General features: G+C 59.2%; 10 protein-coding genes. 8 read left to right on the plus strand and 2 right to left on the minus strand.

Annotated features, from left to right (window positions below):
* Window positions 1-55 precede the first annotated feature (55 nt).
* The 8 genes from rpiA to gltX all read left to right on the plus strand — a co-directional run bounded on the left by rpiA (window position 56) and on the right by gltX (window position 8,978).
* A complete protein-coding gene (rpiA, locus tag R3D51_14835) occupies window positions 56-781 on the plus strand; it encodes a ribose-5-phosphate isomerase RpiA (protein MEZ5900758.1) in 726 nt (241 codons plus the stop codon).
* A 2-nt stretch (window positions 782-783) separates the two neighbouring features.
* Entirely contained in the window at window positions 784-1,299 is a 516-nt protein-coding gene (locus tag R3D51_14840; GenBank protein ID MEZ5900759.1) for a DUF2059 domain-containing protein, read from the plus strand.
* A 39-nt stretch (window positions 1,300-1,338) separates the two neighbouring features.
* Window positions 1,339-2,721: a glutathione-disulfide reductase gene (gene gor, locus R3D51_14845; GenBank protein ID MEZ5900760.1), complete on the plus strand. Its 1,383-nt coding sequence runs from the start codon at window positions 1,339-1,341 to the stop codon at window positions 2,719-2,721.
* Between the two features lie 86 nt (window positions 2,722-2,807).
* Window positions 2,808-3,563 carry a glucose 1-dehydrogenase gene (locus R3D51_14850; GenBank protein MEZ5900761.1) on the plus strand — a complete coding sequence of 252 codons (756 nt, stop codon included), beginning with the start codon at window positions 2,808-2,810 and terminating at the stop codon, window positions 3,561-3,563.
* Between the two features lie 175 nt (window positions 3,564-3,738).
* The gene (locus R3D51_14855) at window positions 3,739-5,142 is read left to right on the plus strand and encodes a 3-deoxy-7-phosphoheptulonate synthase class II (protein ID MEZ5900762.1); all 1,404 of its coding nucleotides are present in this window, start codon (window positions 3,739-3,741) and stop codon (window positions 5,140-5,142) included.
* A gap of 114 nt (window positions 5,143-5,256) precedes the next feature.
* Window positions 5,257-5,670 (plus strand): universal stress protein, encoded by a 414-nt coding sequence (locus R3D51_14860; protein ID MEZ5900763.1) that lies wholly within the window; start codon window positions 5,257-5,259, stop codon window positions 5,668-5,670.
* A 103-nt stretch (window positions 5,671-5,773) separates the two neighbouring features.
* Complete coding sequence (locus R3D51_14865; protein ID MEZ5900764.1) at window positions 5,774-7,525, plus strand: NAD+ synthase; 1,752 nt, start codon at window positions 5,774-5,776, stop codon at window positions 7,523-7,525.
* An 82-nt stretch (window positions 7,526-7,607) separates the two neighbouring features.
* Complete coding sequence (gene gltX / locus R3D51_14870) at window positions 7,608-8,978, plus strand: glutamate--tRNA ligase (protein MEZ5900765.1); 1,371 nt, start codon at window positions 7,608-7,610, stop codon at window positions 8,976-8,978.
* A gap of 108 nt (window positions 8,979-9,086) precedes the next feature.
* Here gltX and R3D51_14875 read toward each other — a convergent pair whose 3' ends face one another.
* Both R3D51_14875 and R3D51_14880 read right to left on the minus strand, forming a co-directional pair.
* Entirely contained in the window at window positions 9,087-10,142 is a 1,056-nt protein-coding gene (locus tag R3D51_14875) for a CoA ester lyase (GenBank protein ID MEZ5900766.1), read from the minus strand.
* A gap of 229 nt (window positions 10,143-10,371) precedes the next feature.
* Window positions 10,372-13,797 carry a DUF1929 domain-containing protein gene (locus R3D51_14880; protein ID MEZ5900767.1) on the minus strand — a complete coding sequence of 1,142 codons (3,426 nt, stop codon included), beginning with the start codon at window positions 13,795-13,797 and terminating at the stop codon, window positions 10,372-10,374.
* Between the last annotated feature and the right edge of the window lie 81 nt (window positions 13,798-13,878).

Genomic DNA, 13,878 nt, shown 5'->3' on the forward strand with positions numbered 1-13,878 from the left:
ATCATCACACTGCATCGATCCGGCGCATGCGCTGGCCAAGGCTAGGAAGGCTCTCGTGAGCACGGAAGATCTCAAGCGGCAGGCGGCGGCCCAAGCCCTCGAACTCGTCACATCGGGCATGAAGCTCGGACTTGGCACCGGCTCAACGGCGAAGATCTTCGTCGATATGCTGGGCGAGAAGGTGAAGGCGGGTGGCTTTGACGTTCTGTGTGTGCCGACGTCGGAGGCAACGCGCCAGCAGGCGGAAGCTCTTGGCATTCCGCTTTCCACGCTCGACGACACGCCTTACCTCGACATGACAGTCGATGGCGCCGACGAGATGGACGAAGCCTTGCGTCTGATTAAGGGCGGCGGTGGTGCTTTGTTGCGCGAAAAGATCGTTGCGGCGTCGTCGGCGCGTCTTGTGATCATCGCTGACAACTCCAAGATGGTCGAAACGCTGGGCCGCTTCCCGCTTCCGATCGAGGTCGTGCCATTCGGCTTGACGGCGACACGCAACCTCGTGGCAAGTCTCGCTGCGGATGCTGGCTGTTCGGGCAAGATCAACCTGCGGATGACGGCGCAGGACACGCCTTTCGTCACAGATAACGGTAACTACATTCTGGATTGCTCATTTGGTGAGATCACCGATCCCGAGACGCTGGACGACGCCTTGAAACTCATTCCCGGTGTTGTCGAGAGTGGATTGTTTCTCGGCCTTGCCGATCTCGGCATCGTAGGTACTCCGGAAGGCGTCACGGTGATTACGAATGCCGAGTTGGACTTCGAAGAGGAGATGTAGTCATGGCGCTGCATAAATACGCGTTTGGTCTCTTGGCAACGTTGTTCGCCGGCTTTGTACTCGCTGCGAATGGCGCTGTTTGCGCGCAGGAGCAGCCGGCGGCAGTGGGCAGTGCCGAAATGGCGGAACGCACTGCGGCTGCACGCGATCTCATGGAAGCCATGGGCGTTACCAAACAGCTCGACGGCATGATTGCAGCCATGAGCCAGGGATTTGCCCAAGGCGCTAAGGCCGATGAGAGCGAGAAGGGCAAAAAAATGTCGGCCGAGTTCGATGCGTTGATGCAGAAGTTTCTCGGCTACAAAGACGAGATGATGAACGATTTTGCGGTGCTCTACGCTGAGAATTTCACCGCGGCCGAGATGAAGGAAGTTGCGCAGTTTTATCGCTCGGGCACAGGGGCCAAGTTCGTCGCCGCGATGCCGGGTTTGATGGAGAAGGGCGCAAAGATCGGCATGAAATACAGCCAGCGGCTCCAGCAGGACGCTGTAGATGCGGCCGCCAAAGCCAAGAAATAGAGCTGTGCCGATGAGCGGATTGTCGACATTGGAGGGGCGATGAGCCGAAGCTATGACCTGTTCGTGATCGGTGCAGGCTCCGGCGGGGTCAGGGCCGCACGCATCGCGGCCGGTCATGGTGCGCGGGTCGCCATCGCCGAGGAGGATCGCTTTGGTGGGACGTGCGTGATCCGCGGATGCGTGCCCAAGAAGCTCCTCGTATATGCCAGCCGGTTTCGCGAAGACTTTGAGGATTCGGCAGGCTTCGGTTGGAACTGCGGGGAACCTCGGTTCGATTGGGCGCGACTGATTTCGGCCAAGGATCTGGAGATCGGGCGGTTGGAAGGAATTTATCGCGGCGTACTCGATCGTAGCGGCGTCGAGGTGTTTGCGGAGCGCGCGGTGGTTGCCGGTGCCAACACTGTTCGCCTCGTGCACTCAGGCGAAACGATCATGGCCGGCAAAATTTTGATAGCCACAGGTGGACGCCCATTCGTGGATCGCAGCCTTAAGGGGGCAGAACACGTCATCACTTCGAACGAAGCGTTCCACCTGGAACAACTACCTGCGAGCGTGATGATTGCGGGAGGCGGCTACATAGCTGTGGAGTTCGCAAGCATATTTGCCGGACTGGGGTCCAAGGTCACGCTGGTCTACCGCGGCGGAAAAATCTTGCGCGGCTTCGACGAAGATTTGCGCGATGGTCTGACCGAGATCTTCCACAAGCGCGGCATTGAAATTGTAACGAACGCCACCATCGCCAAAGTCGAGCCTGGTCCCGATAACTTGCGACGAGCGACGTTGAGCAATGGAATGCAAATCGAAGTTGCCCAGGTGATGATGGCAACGGGCCGCGCGCCCAACACCGCAGGACTTGGCCTTGAGGATGTCGGTGTCGTGTTGTCGGCGTCGGGCGCCATCGAGGTCAACGACGAAGCGGCGTCGTCCGTGCCGTCGATCTACGCGGTCGGCGATGTGACTGACCGTGTCAATCTCACACCCGTGGCGATCCGCGAAGGACATGCTTTCGCAGACCGCGTGTTTGGTCCGAAGGGCTGGAATGTCCATTACGAGAATATTCCGACCGGCGTTTTCACAACGCCGGAAATAGGGACTGTCGGGTTGTCGGAAACCCAGGCTCGGACCAAGCTTAACGCCGTCGATATCTACAAGTCGAGCTTTCGGCCGATGCGCAACATCTTGGCCGGACGCGATCAGCGAACTCTGATGAAGCTCGTTGTGGATGCCAAGACGCTGGAGGTTGTGGGCCTGCACGTGCTGGGGCCGGATGCGGCTGAGATCGTGCAGATGGCGGCCATCGCCATGAACATGGGCGCCACCAAAGCCGATTTCGACCGGACCATGGCACTTCATCCAAGCGCCTCGGAAGAATTGGTTACAATGCGCGACAAATGGGTGCCTGCGAAGTCTGTGGCTGGCTGATCGCCATGGCGGGTTGACTTGTCTGCTTGCGCTGGGGGGCTCGTCGCCCTAGGACAGCCCACGAGAGATTTCGCAGGAAACGTATGATGAGCAGACTTGCCGGAAAAATTGCAGTTGTAACGGGGGCGGGCATCGGGATAGGCGCAGCCATCGCCGAACGCTTCGCGCGAGAAGGCGCTTTCGTCTACGTTACCGACATTAATGGTGAAACGGCAGCAGAGACAGTCGCCCGCATCAGATCTGCTGGCGGCAAGGCGGAGTCGATGGTCGTTGACGTTTCCAAGGGACAGGACGTCAACGCTCTGGTGCGTCGTATCGATACCGAGCAAGGCCGCGCCGACGTGCTCGTCAACAACGCGGGCATTCTGGTGCGTGGCGAGGTGCGCAATCTGACCGACGCGGAATGGACGACATTGCGCGAGGTGAATATCGACGGCGTGCTGCGGCTGTCGCGCGATGCGCTCGCGGTCCTGCGCAAGTCGCCAGCCGGCTCCATCATCAACATCTCGTCGATTATGGCGAACCGTGGCTTGCGGCCACTCGCCGCCTACACGGCAACCAAAGGTGCGGTCACGGCTTTGACGAAAGGGCTCGCGGTAGAGTACGCGCCGTTCAAGGTTCGCGTTAACGCCATTTCGCCCGGATACATCGAGACCGCCATTACCGACCGCATGTTGCGGCTGCCGCAGGCTCGTAATTTCCTGATCAACAAGACGCCCATGGGAAGGCTCGGTAATCCTGAGGACTTGACCGGAGCGGCGGTGTTTTTTGCTTCCGATGACAGCCTCTACTGCACCGGTTCGGATCTGCTCGTTGATGGCGGCATGGCGGCCGGACTCTAAAACTGTGACGAGCCATATGACCGTGGTGCGAGTGGTGGCGGATTTTGCTGTTGCAACTCATATGCATTGCGGTGCTGGCGCCCGCAGGAGTAATCTCTTATAAGCCCCGCTCAAGATGCAAGATTTGCCCATAGCGGACCCGGGCCGGGGCTGCGTTGATTGGAGTTTGAGAACTATGGCAGGCCTCAAGACTGGTGAGAAATGGTCGCCGGCGAGCTGGAGACAGCTTCCCATCGTGCAGGTGCCGGACTATCCGGACGCCCAGGTGCTGGCGGACGTAGAGGCCAAGCTTGCAACCTTTCCTCCGCTGGTCTTTGCAGGCGAAGCCCGCGATCTAAAGCGCCAGCTTGGCGACATCGCGAACGGCCAGGGCTTCCTTCTGCAAGGCGGAGACTGCGCCGAGAGCTTCCTTGAGCATCGCGCCGACAATATCCGCGACTTCTTCCGCGTATTCCTGCAGATGGCGGTCGTTTTGACTTACGCTGGCGGCCAGCCTGTCGTAAAGGTCGGCCGCATCGCCGGGCAGTTCGCCAAGCCGCGCTCGTCGTCCGTCGAGAAGAAGGACGGCGTGGAACTCCCAAGCTACCGCGGGGACATCATCAACGGCGCTGAGTTCACGTCTCAGGCGCGCATTCCCGATCCGCAGCGCCAGCTTGAGGCTTACCGCCAGTCTGCGGCAACGCTTAACCTGATCCGCGCGTTTGCAAATGGCGGCTATGCCGATTTGGAGCGCGTGCACCAGTGGAACATGGGCTTCGTCAAGGATAGCCCTCAAGGGCACCGCTACGAGGAATTGGCGGCGCGCATCGAAGAGACCCTGAGCTTCATGCGTGCGTGCGGGATCACGTCGTTGAATACGCCGCAGCTGCGCGCCACTAGCTTCTATACAAGCCATGAGGCGTTATTGCTGGGCTACGAGCAGGCGTTGACGCGCAAGGATTCCACCAGCGGCGATTGGTACGCCACCTCCGGCCACATGATCTGGATTGGCGACCGTACACGTCAGCCCGATCATGCGCATGTGGAGTATGCGCGCGGCATCAAGAACCCGATCGGCCTTAAGTGCGGTCCTTCGCTGGAAACCGACGGCCTGCTGCGTTTGATCGACATTCTCAATCCGTCGAACGAGCCTGGGCGGTTGACGCTGATCTGCAGGTTCGGACACGACAAGGTCGAGGCGCATCTGCCCAAGCTGATCCGTGCTGTCCAGAAGGCCGGCAAGTCGGTCGTATGGTCGTGCGATCCCATGCACGGCAATACGATTTCAGCCGTGACCGGATACAAGACACGGCCATTCGATCGCATCCTGCGCGAGAGCCTGTCGTTCTTCGAGGTTCATCGTGCGGAAGGTACCCACGCGGGCGGCATTCACGTCGAGATGACGGGCCAAAACGTTACCGAGTGCACGGGCGGTGCGACGGCAATTTCCGAACAGGATCTTTCGGACCGCTACCACACCCATTGTGACCCGCGTCTCAACGCCGACCAGGCGCTGGAGCTTGCCTTCTTAGTAGCCGAGCAGCTCAAAAAGGAACGCAACAACGAGCCGCGCGCCGAGCCGAAAACGCTGATTGCCTGAAGATTACGCAAACTGCGACAATTCGGCAGTCCGGTTCTTGACCTAGAACAAGGCTGGTCGGAGTTGGTCTGCGCACTGTTCCTCTCAAGAATGTTTAAATCTTGGGAGGATACAATGGGACACAGAATTCTCTGCGCGATCGATGGCACCGATCACTCGCATCGGGCCCTGGATATGGCCGCCGAAATGGCGGCCAAGCTCGGTGCAGGGCTGACGATTTGTTCGGTTAATGTTGTCATGGGTAGTGGCCGCGGCCCGCTTATCTCGGCAAAGCCCGATGCCGAGGTTGAGGCCCTTCTCAAGACTGCCGCCGCAGCCGCAGAAAAGGCCGGCGTGAAGGACGTGAAATGGTCGCTTTTGCGCAGTCGTGAGGCTGCAACCGGTGTCGTGATGTACGCCGAAGACGGCAAGTACGACATCATCGTCACCGGCACGGGCGACAAGCAGGGGCTGTCGCGGTTGGTTTTGGGCTCGGTTGCCGCCGACATCGCCAGCCGCGCGCATTGCTCTGTCATGGTCGCCCGGTAGGACGTGACGGCTCGGCCAACCTGATTGCCAGGTAAGCTGAAATTCACCGGCGGGCTGAAAACGACACGTAGACGAGTTACGGCGCGCTCCTTAGAACAGCGCCATGACACAGTCCGCCGTCCATTCGCTGAAGATCGCGCTTGCGCAGCTCAATCCCGTCGTCGGGGACATCTCCGGCAACGCCCGAAAGGCGCTCGATGCCCATGCCAAAGCCAAATCGCTCGGGGCGGACCTAATCGTCTTCCCTGAGCTTTTTCTCAACGGCTACCCTCCTGAAGACCTTGTTCTCAAGCCTGCCTTTCAAGACGCGACGCGCATGGCGCTGGAGAAACTGGCCTCGGACGTGGCCGATGGCCCGGCGGTGCTTATCGGGACGATCTGGCGCGAGGATGGCAAACTGTATAACGCCGTCGCGCTTCTGGATGGCGGCAAAGTCGCAGCCGTGCGTCTCAAGTTCGATTTGCCGAACTATGGCGTGTTCGACGAGAAGCGCGTGTTCGTGCAAGGTCCGATGCCGGGACCGATCAATGTGCGTGGCGTGCGTATCGGCGTTCCCATCTGCGAGGACATCTGGGGCGAGGAAGTCGTCGAGACGCTTGCCGAAACCGGAGCGGAATTTCTCATCTCTCCCAATGGCTCGCCATTCGACTGGCCGAAGCCCGACATCCGCATGAACGTGGCGGTTGCGCGCGTGACGGAGAGCCGTCTGCCGCTTGCTTATGTCAATCAGGTGGGCGGCCAGGACGAACTGGTGTTTGACGGGGCATCGTTCGTGCTCAACGCCGACCGCAGCCTTGCGGTGCAGATGCCCGCATGGCGGGAGGAGATCGCGCTGACCCATTGGACCAAATCGAGCGAGGGATGGCGCTGCGCGCGTGGCGAGGTAGTTGCGATCGCCGAAGGGGTCGCCTCTGCGTACCATGCCTGCATGATCGGACTACGCGATTACGTCGGAAAGAACGGCTTTCCCGGTGTGGTACTTGGGCTTTCGGGCGGTATCGACAGCGCCCTTGTCGCGGCAATTGCCGTCGATGCGTTGGGGCCGGACAAGGTGCACGCGGTCATGCTGCCATCCAAGTTCACCTCCGACGAGAGCCTCACTGATGCGGCCGGTTGCGCCAAGGCGCTTGGGATCCGTTACGACAAGGTGGCCATCGAGCCCGCCGTCGCTGCGCTCACCTGGAGTTTGAAAGATCTGTTTGAGGGAAAGGAACCGGGCGTCACGGAGGAAAACCTGCAAAGCCGCGTGCGTGGGACGATCCTGATGGCGATCTCAAACAAGTTTGGCGACATGGTCGTCACCACCGGCAATAAGAGCGAAATGTCGGTGGGTTATGCGACGCTCTATGGCGACATGAACGGCGGCTACAATCCGATCAAGGATCTTTACAAGCTGGAGGTCTATGCCCTCGCACGCTGGCGAAATGCGCATGTCCCGGCAGGTGGGCTGGGACCGTCAGGCATAGTGATACCGGAGCGGATCATCACCAAGGCGCCGACGGCGGAGTTGCGCGCCAATCAGACCGATCAGGACAGTCTGCCGCCGTACGAGCAACTCGACGACATTTTGCGCTGCCTTATCGAGCAGGAGATGCCGCTGCGCGACGTGGTGGCCCGCGGGCACGATCCTGAGACGGTGCGCAAGGTGGAACGCCTTCTCAATCTGGCCGAATACAAGCGTCGGCAAGCCGCGCCAGGTGTGAAGATTTCATCGCGCAACTTTGGCAGGGATCGCCGCTATCCGATCACGAACAGGTTTCGTGAGACGCTGGAAGAGGGGCCATCAAAGGCGGCCGCGGCGGCAGAGAAGAGACATTTGGTACAACCCTCCGCCGATGGCGGCGGCGAAGGATGAGGGTCGGGCTCAGCGTGACCCAGTTTCCTCGCATCCCAAACCCCTTTAGGGTGCCGCCGAAATCGCCAAGACCGAGCAACATATGAAACCTATTCTTCGCTTCGCGCCGAGCCCCACAGGCCGTCTTCACATCGGCAACGTGCGCACCGCCACACTGAATTGGCTGTATGCGCGCAAGCACGGCGGTCAGTTCATTCTGCGCCTTGACGACACGGATCTCGAGCGCTCGACGGCGGAATTCGCCCAAGGCATTCGCGACGATCTGACGTGGCTAGGCCTGACTTGGGGCGTGGAGGAGCGGCAGTCGGACCGCACGGCGTTCTACGATGCGGCGGCCGATCAGCTGAGAGCTCGAGGGTTTCTTTACCCGTGTTACGAGACCGAGGACGAACTCAGCCGCAAGCGCAACCGTCAGCGTGCGCTGGGCAAGCCGCCAATCTACGACCGCACCGGCCTGCGCTTGTCTCAGGAAGAGCGTGCCGCACTCGAAGCCGAGGGCCGCAAACCGCATTGGCGCTTTCGATTGCCCAATACGGCAGCAGGCCAGGGGTTGTTGCCCCAGCCGACGATCGTCAATTGGAACGATCTCATTCGGGGCGATCAGATTGTCGATGTCGGCTCTTTGTCCGATCCCGTTCTCATACGCGCCGATGGCAGCTACCTCTATACGTTCACTAGCGTGGTGGATGACATCGCCTTTGGAATTACGCATGTCATTCGCGGCGAGGATCATGTCACCAATACCGGCGTGCAAATGACCATCTTCGAAGCGCTCGATAGTTCCCCACCCGCCTTCGGTCACCACAGTCTTCTTATCGGCGCTGACGGCAATGCGTTGTCGAAGCGCTTGGGCGCGCTCTCGGTGCAGAGTTTTCGCGACGCAGGTTTGGAGCCCATGGCGGTTCTCAGTCATGCGGCGCTGGTTGGCTCCTCGGATGCGATCGAGCCGATCCGCACGCGCGATGAACTCGCTGAAAATCTCGACTTGGGCAAGATCTCAACGGCGCCAGGGCGCTTCGACCTTGAGGAGTTGAAGGGGCTTAACGCCAAACTGCTTCACAAGCTGCCCTATGAGGATGTCGCCGAGAGGCTTGAAGCCATGGGCATCACAGGTGGTGAAGCATTCTGGGATGCAGTACGCGGCAACGTCACGGTCCTGGCGGACGCTAAAGGCTGGTGGCAGGTCGTGGCAGGCGAAATCTCTCCGGTCATAGAGGACGCCACGTTTCTCTCGCGCGCCGCAGAGGTCTTGCCGGCCGAACCGTGGACGCATGATACGTGGGGGCTTTGGACGAACGCCATCAAAGCCGCGACAGGAGCGAAAGGCCGCGCGCTCTTTCACCCCTTGCGCCTCGCGTTGACAGGCAGCGACCAAGGGCCGGAGCTCAAGCTGCTTCTTGTGCTGATGGATCGCGAGCGCGTGCTGTCGCGGCTCAAGGGTGAAGCTGCCTGACGATCCTTTCGTTGCAGTCGCCCTATTTCAGTTGCGAAATGCGGGTGGCGAGAGGTTTCTCGCCACCCGCATTTATTTGTTGGGCTCGTCGCGCTTTACTGCGCAGTCTCACAGACCGTACTGCGCTGCGCGCTCGGGATCTTTCGACGCAACGATCTTGGCGAGATCGACGATGACTTTGGCCTGTTTCCAGGTGGCATCGTCTTGCATTTTGCCGTCGATCATCACAGCACCGGTGCCGTCGGGCATAGCTTCAAGGATGCGCTTCGCAAACAGCACTTCGCTCGCGTCGGGTGAGAACACGCGCTTGGCGATCTCGATCTGCGAGGGATGAAGTGACCATGCTCCAAGGCAGCCTTGCAGGAACGCGTTGCGGAACTGTGCTTCGCAAGCGGCGCTGTCGGCGAAATCTCCGAACGGGCCGTAGAAAGGCTTGAGGCCGTAGGCGAGGCAGGCATCGACCATCTTGCCGACGGTGTAGTGCCACAAGTCCTGCTGATAGAACGTGCGTGGTGCAGCTTTGTCTTCGCCGGGATCGGCCAGTACGCCGTAGCCTGGATGCCCGCCACCGACGCGCGTGGTTTTCATGCCGCGCGACGCTGCAAGATCTGCAGGTCCAAGGCTCATGCCGTGCATTCGCGGAGAAGCGGCTGCAATCGCCTCCACGTTATTGACGCCTTCTGCGGTCTCGAGAATGGCGTGGATGAGAATGGGCCGCGAGATCTTGTGTTTGGCCTCCAGCTGGGCCAGCAGCTGATCGAGATAGTGGATATCCCAGGGGCCTTCGACCTTGGGCAGCATGATCACGTCGACCTTATCGCCGGCATTGGCGACGATCTCGGTCACATCGTCGAGCATCCATGGCGAGTTCAGACAATTGATGCGCGTCCATAGCCCGGTCGAGCCAAAGTCGAATTCTTGCGCCATGGAGATAAAGCCCTTGCGCGCCGCCTCCTTCTCGCCGACAGCGATAGCATCCTCAAGATTGCCGAGGACGACATCGACCTGCTTGATAGTGTCCTTGAGCTTGGCACGGATTTTTTCATTGTGAGGCGGGATGAAATGGATCATCCGTTCCAGCCGCACCGGGAGTTGGCGATAGGGCTCTGGAGCACCGATGGCGAGGGGAGCGAAGTGCTTGGCGGGCGTGCGTGTCGTGGCCATCCGGCAGGTGTCCTTCCGCTGACGATTACAGGTGAGTTTCCGGCACCATAAGAGGCAGCCAGGGGGTGTCAATTGGCGAAGGTTGCCGCATGGGCAACAAACAGCCTTCTATTGGGGCCGCGAAGGGCCATGCCTAGATGGGGTCATCATACAATAAGGGTGCGCCGGTTTTCTTCCGGCGCACCCTTATGAGTCAGGGCATCTTGTAGTTTAGGCAGGATCAGGGTGCTTAGACCAGGATCGCGTCCACCGAAGCAAATCGAACCTGCTGCAGATTTGACAGTCCGCCGGTCGCACCCGTGACCCCGAAGTGGACGAGGTTTGATGAACCGAAATAGGCCGCTGCGATGTCCTCGGTGAGCGTGCCGGCTGCAGCACCGTCGAAGGTGTAGGACAGGGTATGCGTCGTTGCATTCCAACTCATTTCTACCGCGTGCCAGCGGCCATCTTCGATATTGCCAAGATTGTGTGCAGCGGTGATCCCACGCTGAGCCAAGGCTGCGTCGGTATCAAAGAAGTTGGTGTGATCAGCCCCGATGTCGCCGAACAGAGCTCCGTTGTTATAAGTGTCGAACTCGATGGCAAGACCGTTCTTGATACCGCCGGCACCAAAATTGGCACCGCCGTTGCCGATTGCATCGCTACCGCGGGCGTCATTGTGCAGAACAAAAGCGATGCCGTCAGAGCCGAACCAGTCCTTGTTGCCCAAGAACACGTCGAACTTGATGTCGAAATCGTGCGTAATATCGATGCGGGATTCTGACATGATGCCGCCCGCTTGCTTGGCTTTGTCGGGTGTGAGCTGAACAGCACCACCTGTCCGGTTGTAGCCAGCCGAACCGATCATGTTGAATGCCGGTGCGCCGTGCATGTGAGTGGTATCATCATGATTGACTGTAAGAGGCTCGAACGTGCCTGTGACCTCGTTCAGGCGGACTTCCTGTAGATTGGTTGCGCCTCCGGTCGAAGCGGTAAAGCCGAAGTACGCCAAGTTAGAGCCGCCCAGGAATGCCGTGGCGAGGTCTTTCTGGATTGTCCCGACAGTGCGTCCGTCAATACTGTAGCTCAGAGTCTTGGTGTCGGCATCCCAGGTTACGTTGATCTTGTGCCAGAAGCCATCCTCGACCTCGCCAAGCCAGCCAGGTTTCGTAACGAAGCGGGCTGCCCCTTTGGCGTCGGTGTCAACGAGCTGCATATGGTCTGCTGCGATATCACCGGCTCGCGCGCCGTTGTTGTACGTGTCGATTTCCAGAGCGAGACCGTTACGGATCCCTTCGGCGCCCAAAGAATTGCCCTTGTCTCCGAGCGCGCGCGATTGTACCGGATCGTTGTGGATGACGAAGGACATTCCGTCGCCGCCGTTAGCACGCGTGCCAAGGTAGACATCGAAATCAAATGCGAAATCGTGCGACACGTCGATTTGCATGTCGCTCATCGCACCGCCGAGTTGCTTGGTCGCGTCAGAGGTGAGCATGACAATGTTTGTATTGGAGTCATAGCGCGCACCGCCCGAAAGCGTAATGAGGTCGGCCATCTCCGCAACATCAAAGGTCGTGTGGGTCATGGTGCCCATTGACCCCATGCTGTGGTGGCTGGGGACATGGGAGTCGACGTAGGCGACGTCGCTATTGTAAATGCGGACCTGCTGAGCATTGCCCACCGCGCCGGATGCGGCCGTGAAGCCGAAATAGGCATGGTTTGCGCCGCCGAAATACTGTGCTGCAAGATCTCGCTGGAGTGTTCCCATAACCTGCCCATCGACCGTGTAGCTCAAGGTTTTGGTCGTGGCGTCCCAACTGATTTGGACATTGTGCCATTTGCCGTCTTCAATATTGCCCAGGCTGGTCACAGTGCCGATCTGGCGTTGGTTGAGGGCCGCATCGGTGTCGAAGAAGCCGGTATGATCTGCCCCAATGTCGCGGAACTTCTGTCCCTCGTTCGACACATCGAACTCGATGCCAATACCGTTGGTTATTCCGTAGGCGCCCAGATGCGCGCCGTTTCCACCAATGGCGTCGCCCTTGATGGGGTCGTGCTGGAGCACGAAGGCAATGCCGCCTGTTCCGGCCTCTTTAGCTCCAAAGCGGAAGCCGGCGTTGATCGTGAAATCCTGGCTGAGATCGAGTGCCGAATTTGACATGACGTCGCCGGTCTGGTTCGGTGCGTTGCCAGTCAAGGTGAAAATATTGGTCGCATTGTTGAACCACGCGCTACCGTTCAGAGTCACGAACGTATCAGCCTGAGATACGAACATCTCACCGCCGGGTTCGACGTTAATGATCGAAGCAACAGACGGCGTTCCTTTGTTATTGAAAGCAAACAGCATCCAGTACCCGGGCGCCAGCACGTTTGCGTTGTCAGGAGGATTGACATGGAGCAAGCCGTCGGAACCAACGGTGAAATCCAAGTTGATGATCCGGCTGTCGGAGTTGGTCGAATGCGTCGTGCTACCGTTCTTCACAAGGGTGAGTTTTGTGATCGAGGATGGATTGTCAACGCTGACGGTAAAGTCCTGGCGTTGCTCGACCTTGTCGGGCGCATCGAGGATTACGGGGCGGGTTGCGGCTGAGCCATCTGCGTTAAAGAGATAGTCGGGCCTGTAGATCTCGCCATTGAGATTCGTGAGGGGACCTGGTGCGCCACCGCCGAGTGATAGCACAGTTGCGTCGGGCAGCAGGAGCGTCGAAGAGTGATAGAGGCGGGGGACAGTGGCGGAATCACCGTACGTCCAGGCCTGTGTGTCAGGATGCCAGAGCGCGACCTCATACGTGATGCCCTGGAGCTTATTGTTGACCGCGCTGCCGCCCGACACCATCACCGTGCCGTCGGCGAGCAGGATCATGTTTGACCAAGAATGACCGCCGCGCGGTGCTGCTACCTGCGTGAATTTTGGCTGTGCGCCGCTGATGTCTACAATCCAGGTGCTGTTGTTGTTGCCGAGTGTGAGGATTTTATCCTCAGCAAACATTACACCGGCGGCATCCGTAAATTTCTTGAAGGGCATCGCCGTCGTCGAGAGGATACGCCCGTCGCCAGACGGATCAATCGTGACGACCGTGCTGGCTTTTCCCGTAGGGGAATAAGTCAGAGCAACAACGCGCCCATCGCTGGCGAGCCAAGCCTGCGGATAAAACCAACCTTCCGCAAACAGCTTTGTGGTGGCGCCATTCAGGGTGTCCCAACCTACGCCAGGTGTGTAGATCTCGGGCGTAGCGACGCCTTTGAGATCACCGTCTCGGCCACCGAGCGCCAAAATCTTACCATTGGAGAGCGTGATCTCGGTCGGATACCAGCGTGCGTAGGACAAATCGCCGGTTGGAGACGGCATGAGCGAATTGGTGGTGTAGTCGAACGAATTGGTGTCGGCCACGCCGCCGTTGATGGTGCCGAGAGGCCTTGTGTCGCCACCGGCAATTAGAATTTCTCCCGTTTCCGGAACGATAATAGCCGCCGAGCAGAACAGATCGGTATGGACCGTGTGTTCGAGAGTGAGATGCGTATTGGTGACAGGATCCCACACATCGAAGATGTGCATGCCCCCTTGTTTCCCGAGCTGGTTCGTTCCGAAACTCAGAACGCGTCCATCGGGAGTGAGAATAGATTGAATGCCGATGACCGGCCAATTGAAAACGTCACTCCAAACTCCGATACCCATATCAAAACGCCTCACGTTGACTGTGGCGACGCGAGGCTGTGCCGTTCAGCTCCGCTGCCGTCTCAAATCCGCACACTTGTG

This window comes from Hyphomicrobiaceae bacterium (assembly GCA_041397645.1).
GTDB lineage: Bacteria > Pseudomonadota > Alphaproteobacteria > Rhizobiales > Hyphomicrobiaceae > Hyphomicrobium_B.

Excerpts from the sequence above, each read along its gene's own strand:
- gltX (MEZ5900765.1), top strand. The coding sequence starts at position 7,608 with ATGAAACCTATTCTTCGCTTCGCGCCGAGCCCCACAGGCCGTCTTCAC.
- R3D51_14850 (MEZ5900761.1), top strand. The coding sequence starts at position 2,808 with ATGAGCAGACTTGCCGGAAAAATTGCAGTTGTAACGGGGGCGGGCATC.
- R3D51_14840 (MEZ5900759.1), top strand. The coding sequence starts at position 784 with ATGGCGCTGCATAAATACGCGTTTGGTCTCTTGGCAACGTTGTTCGCC.
- R3D51_14880 (MEZ5900767.1), bottom strand. The coding sequence starts at position 13,797 with ATGGGTATCGGAGTTTGGAGTGACGTTTTCAATTGGCCGGTCATCGGC.
- R3D51_14865 (MEZ5900764.1), top strand. The coding sequence starts at position 5,774 with ATGACACAGTCCGCCGTCCATTCGCTGAAGATCGCGCTTGCGCAGCTC.
- R3D51_14855 (MEZ5900762.1), top strand. The coding sequence starts at position 3,739 with ATGGCAGGCCTCAAGACTGGTGAGAAATGGTCGCCGGCGAGCTGGAGA.
- gor (MEZ5900760.1), top strand. The coding sequence starts at position 1,339 with ATGAGCCGAAGCTATGACCTGTTCGTGATCGGTGCAGGCTCCGGCGGG.
- R3D51_14875 (MEZ5900766.1), bottom strand. The coding sequence starts at position 10,142 with ATGGCCACGACACGCACGCCCGCCAAGCACTTCGCTCCCCTCGCCATC.
- R3D51_14860 (MEZ5900763.1), top strand. The coding sequence starts at position 5,257 with ATGGGACACAGAATTCTCTGCGCGATCGATGGCACCGATCACTCGCAT.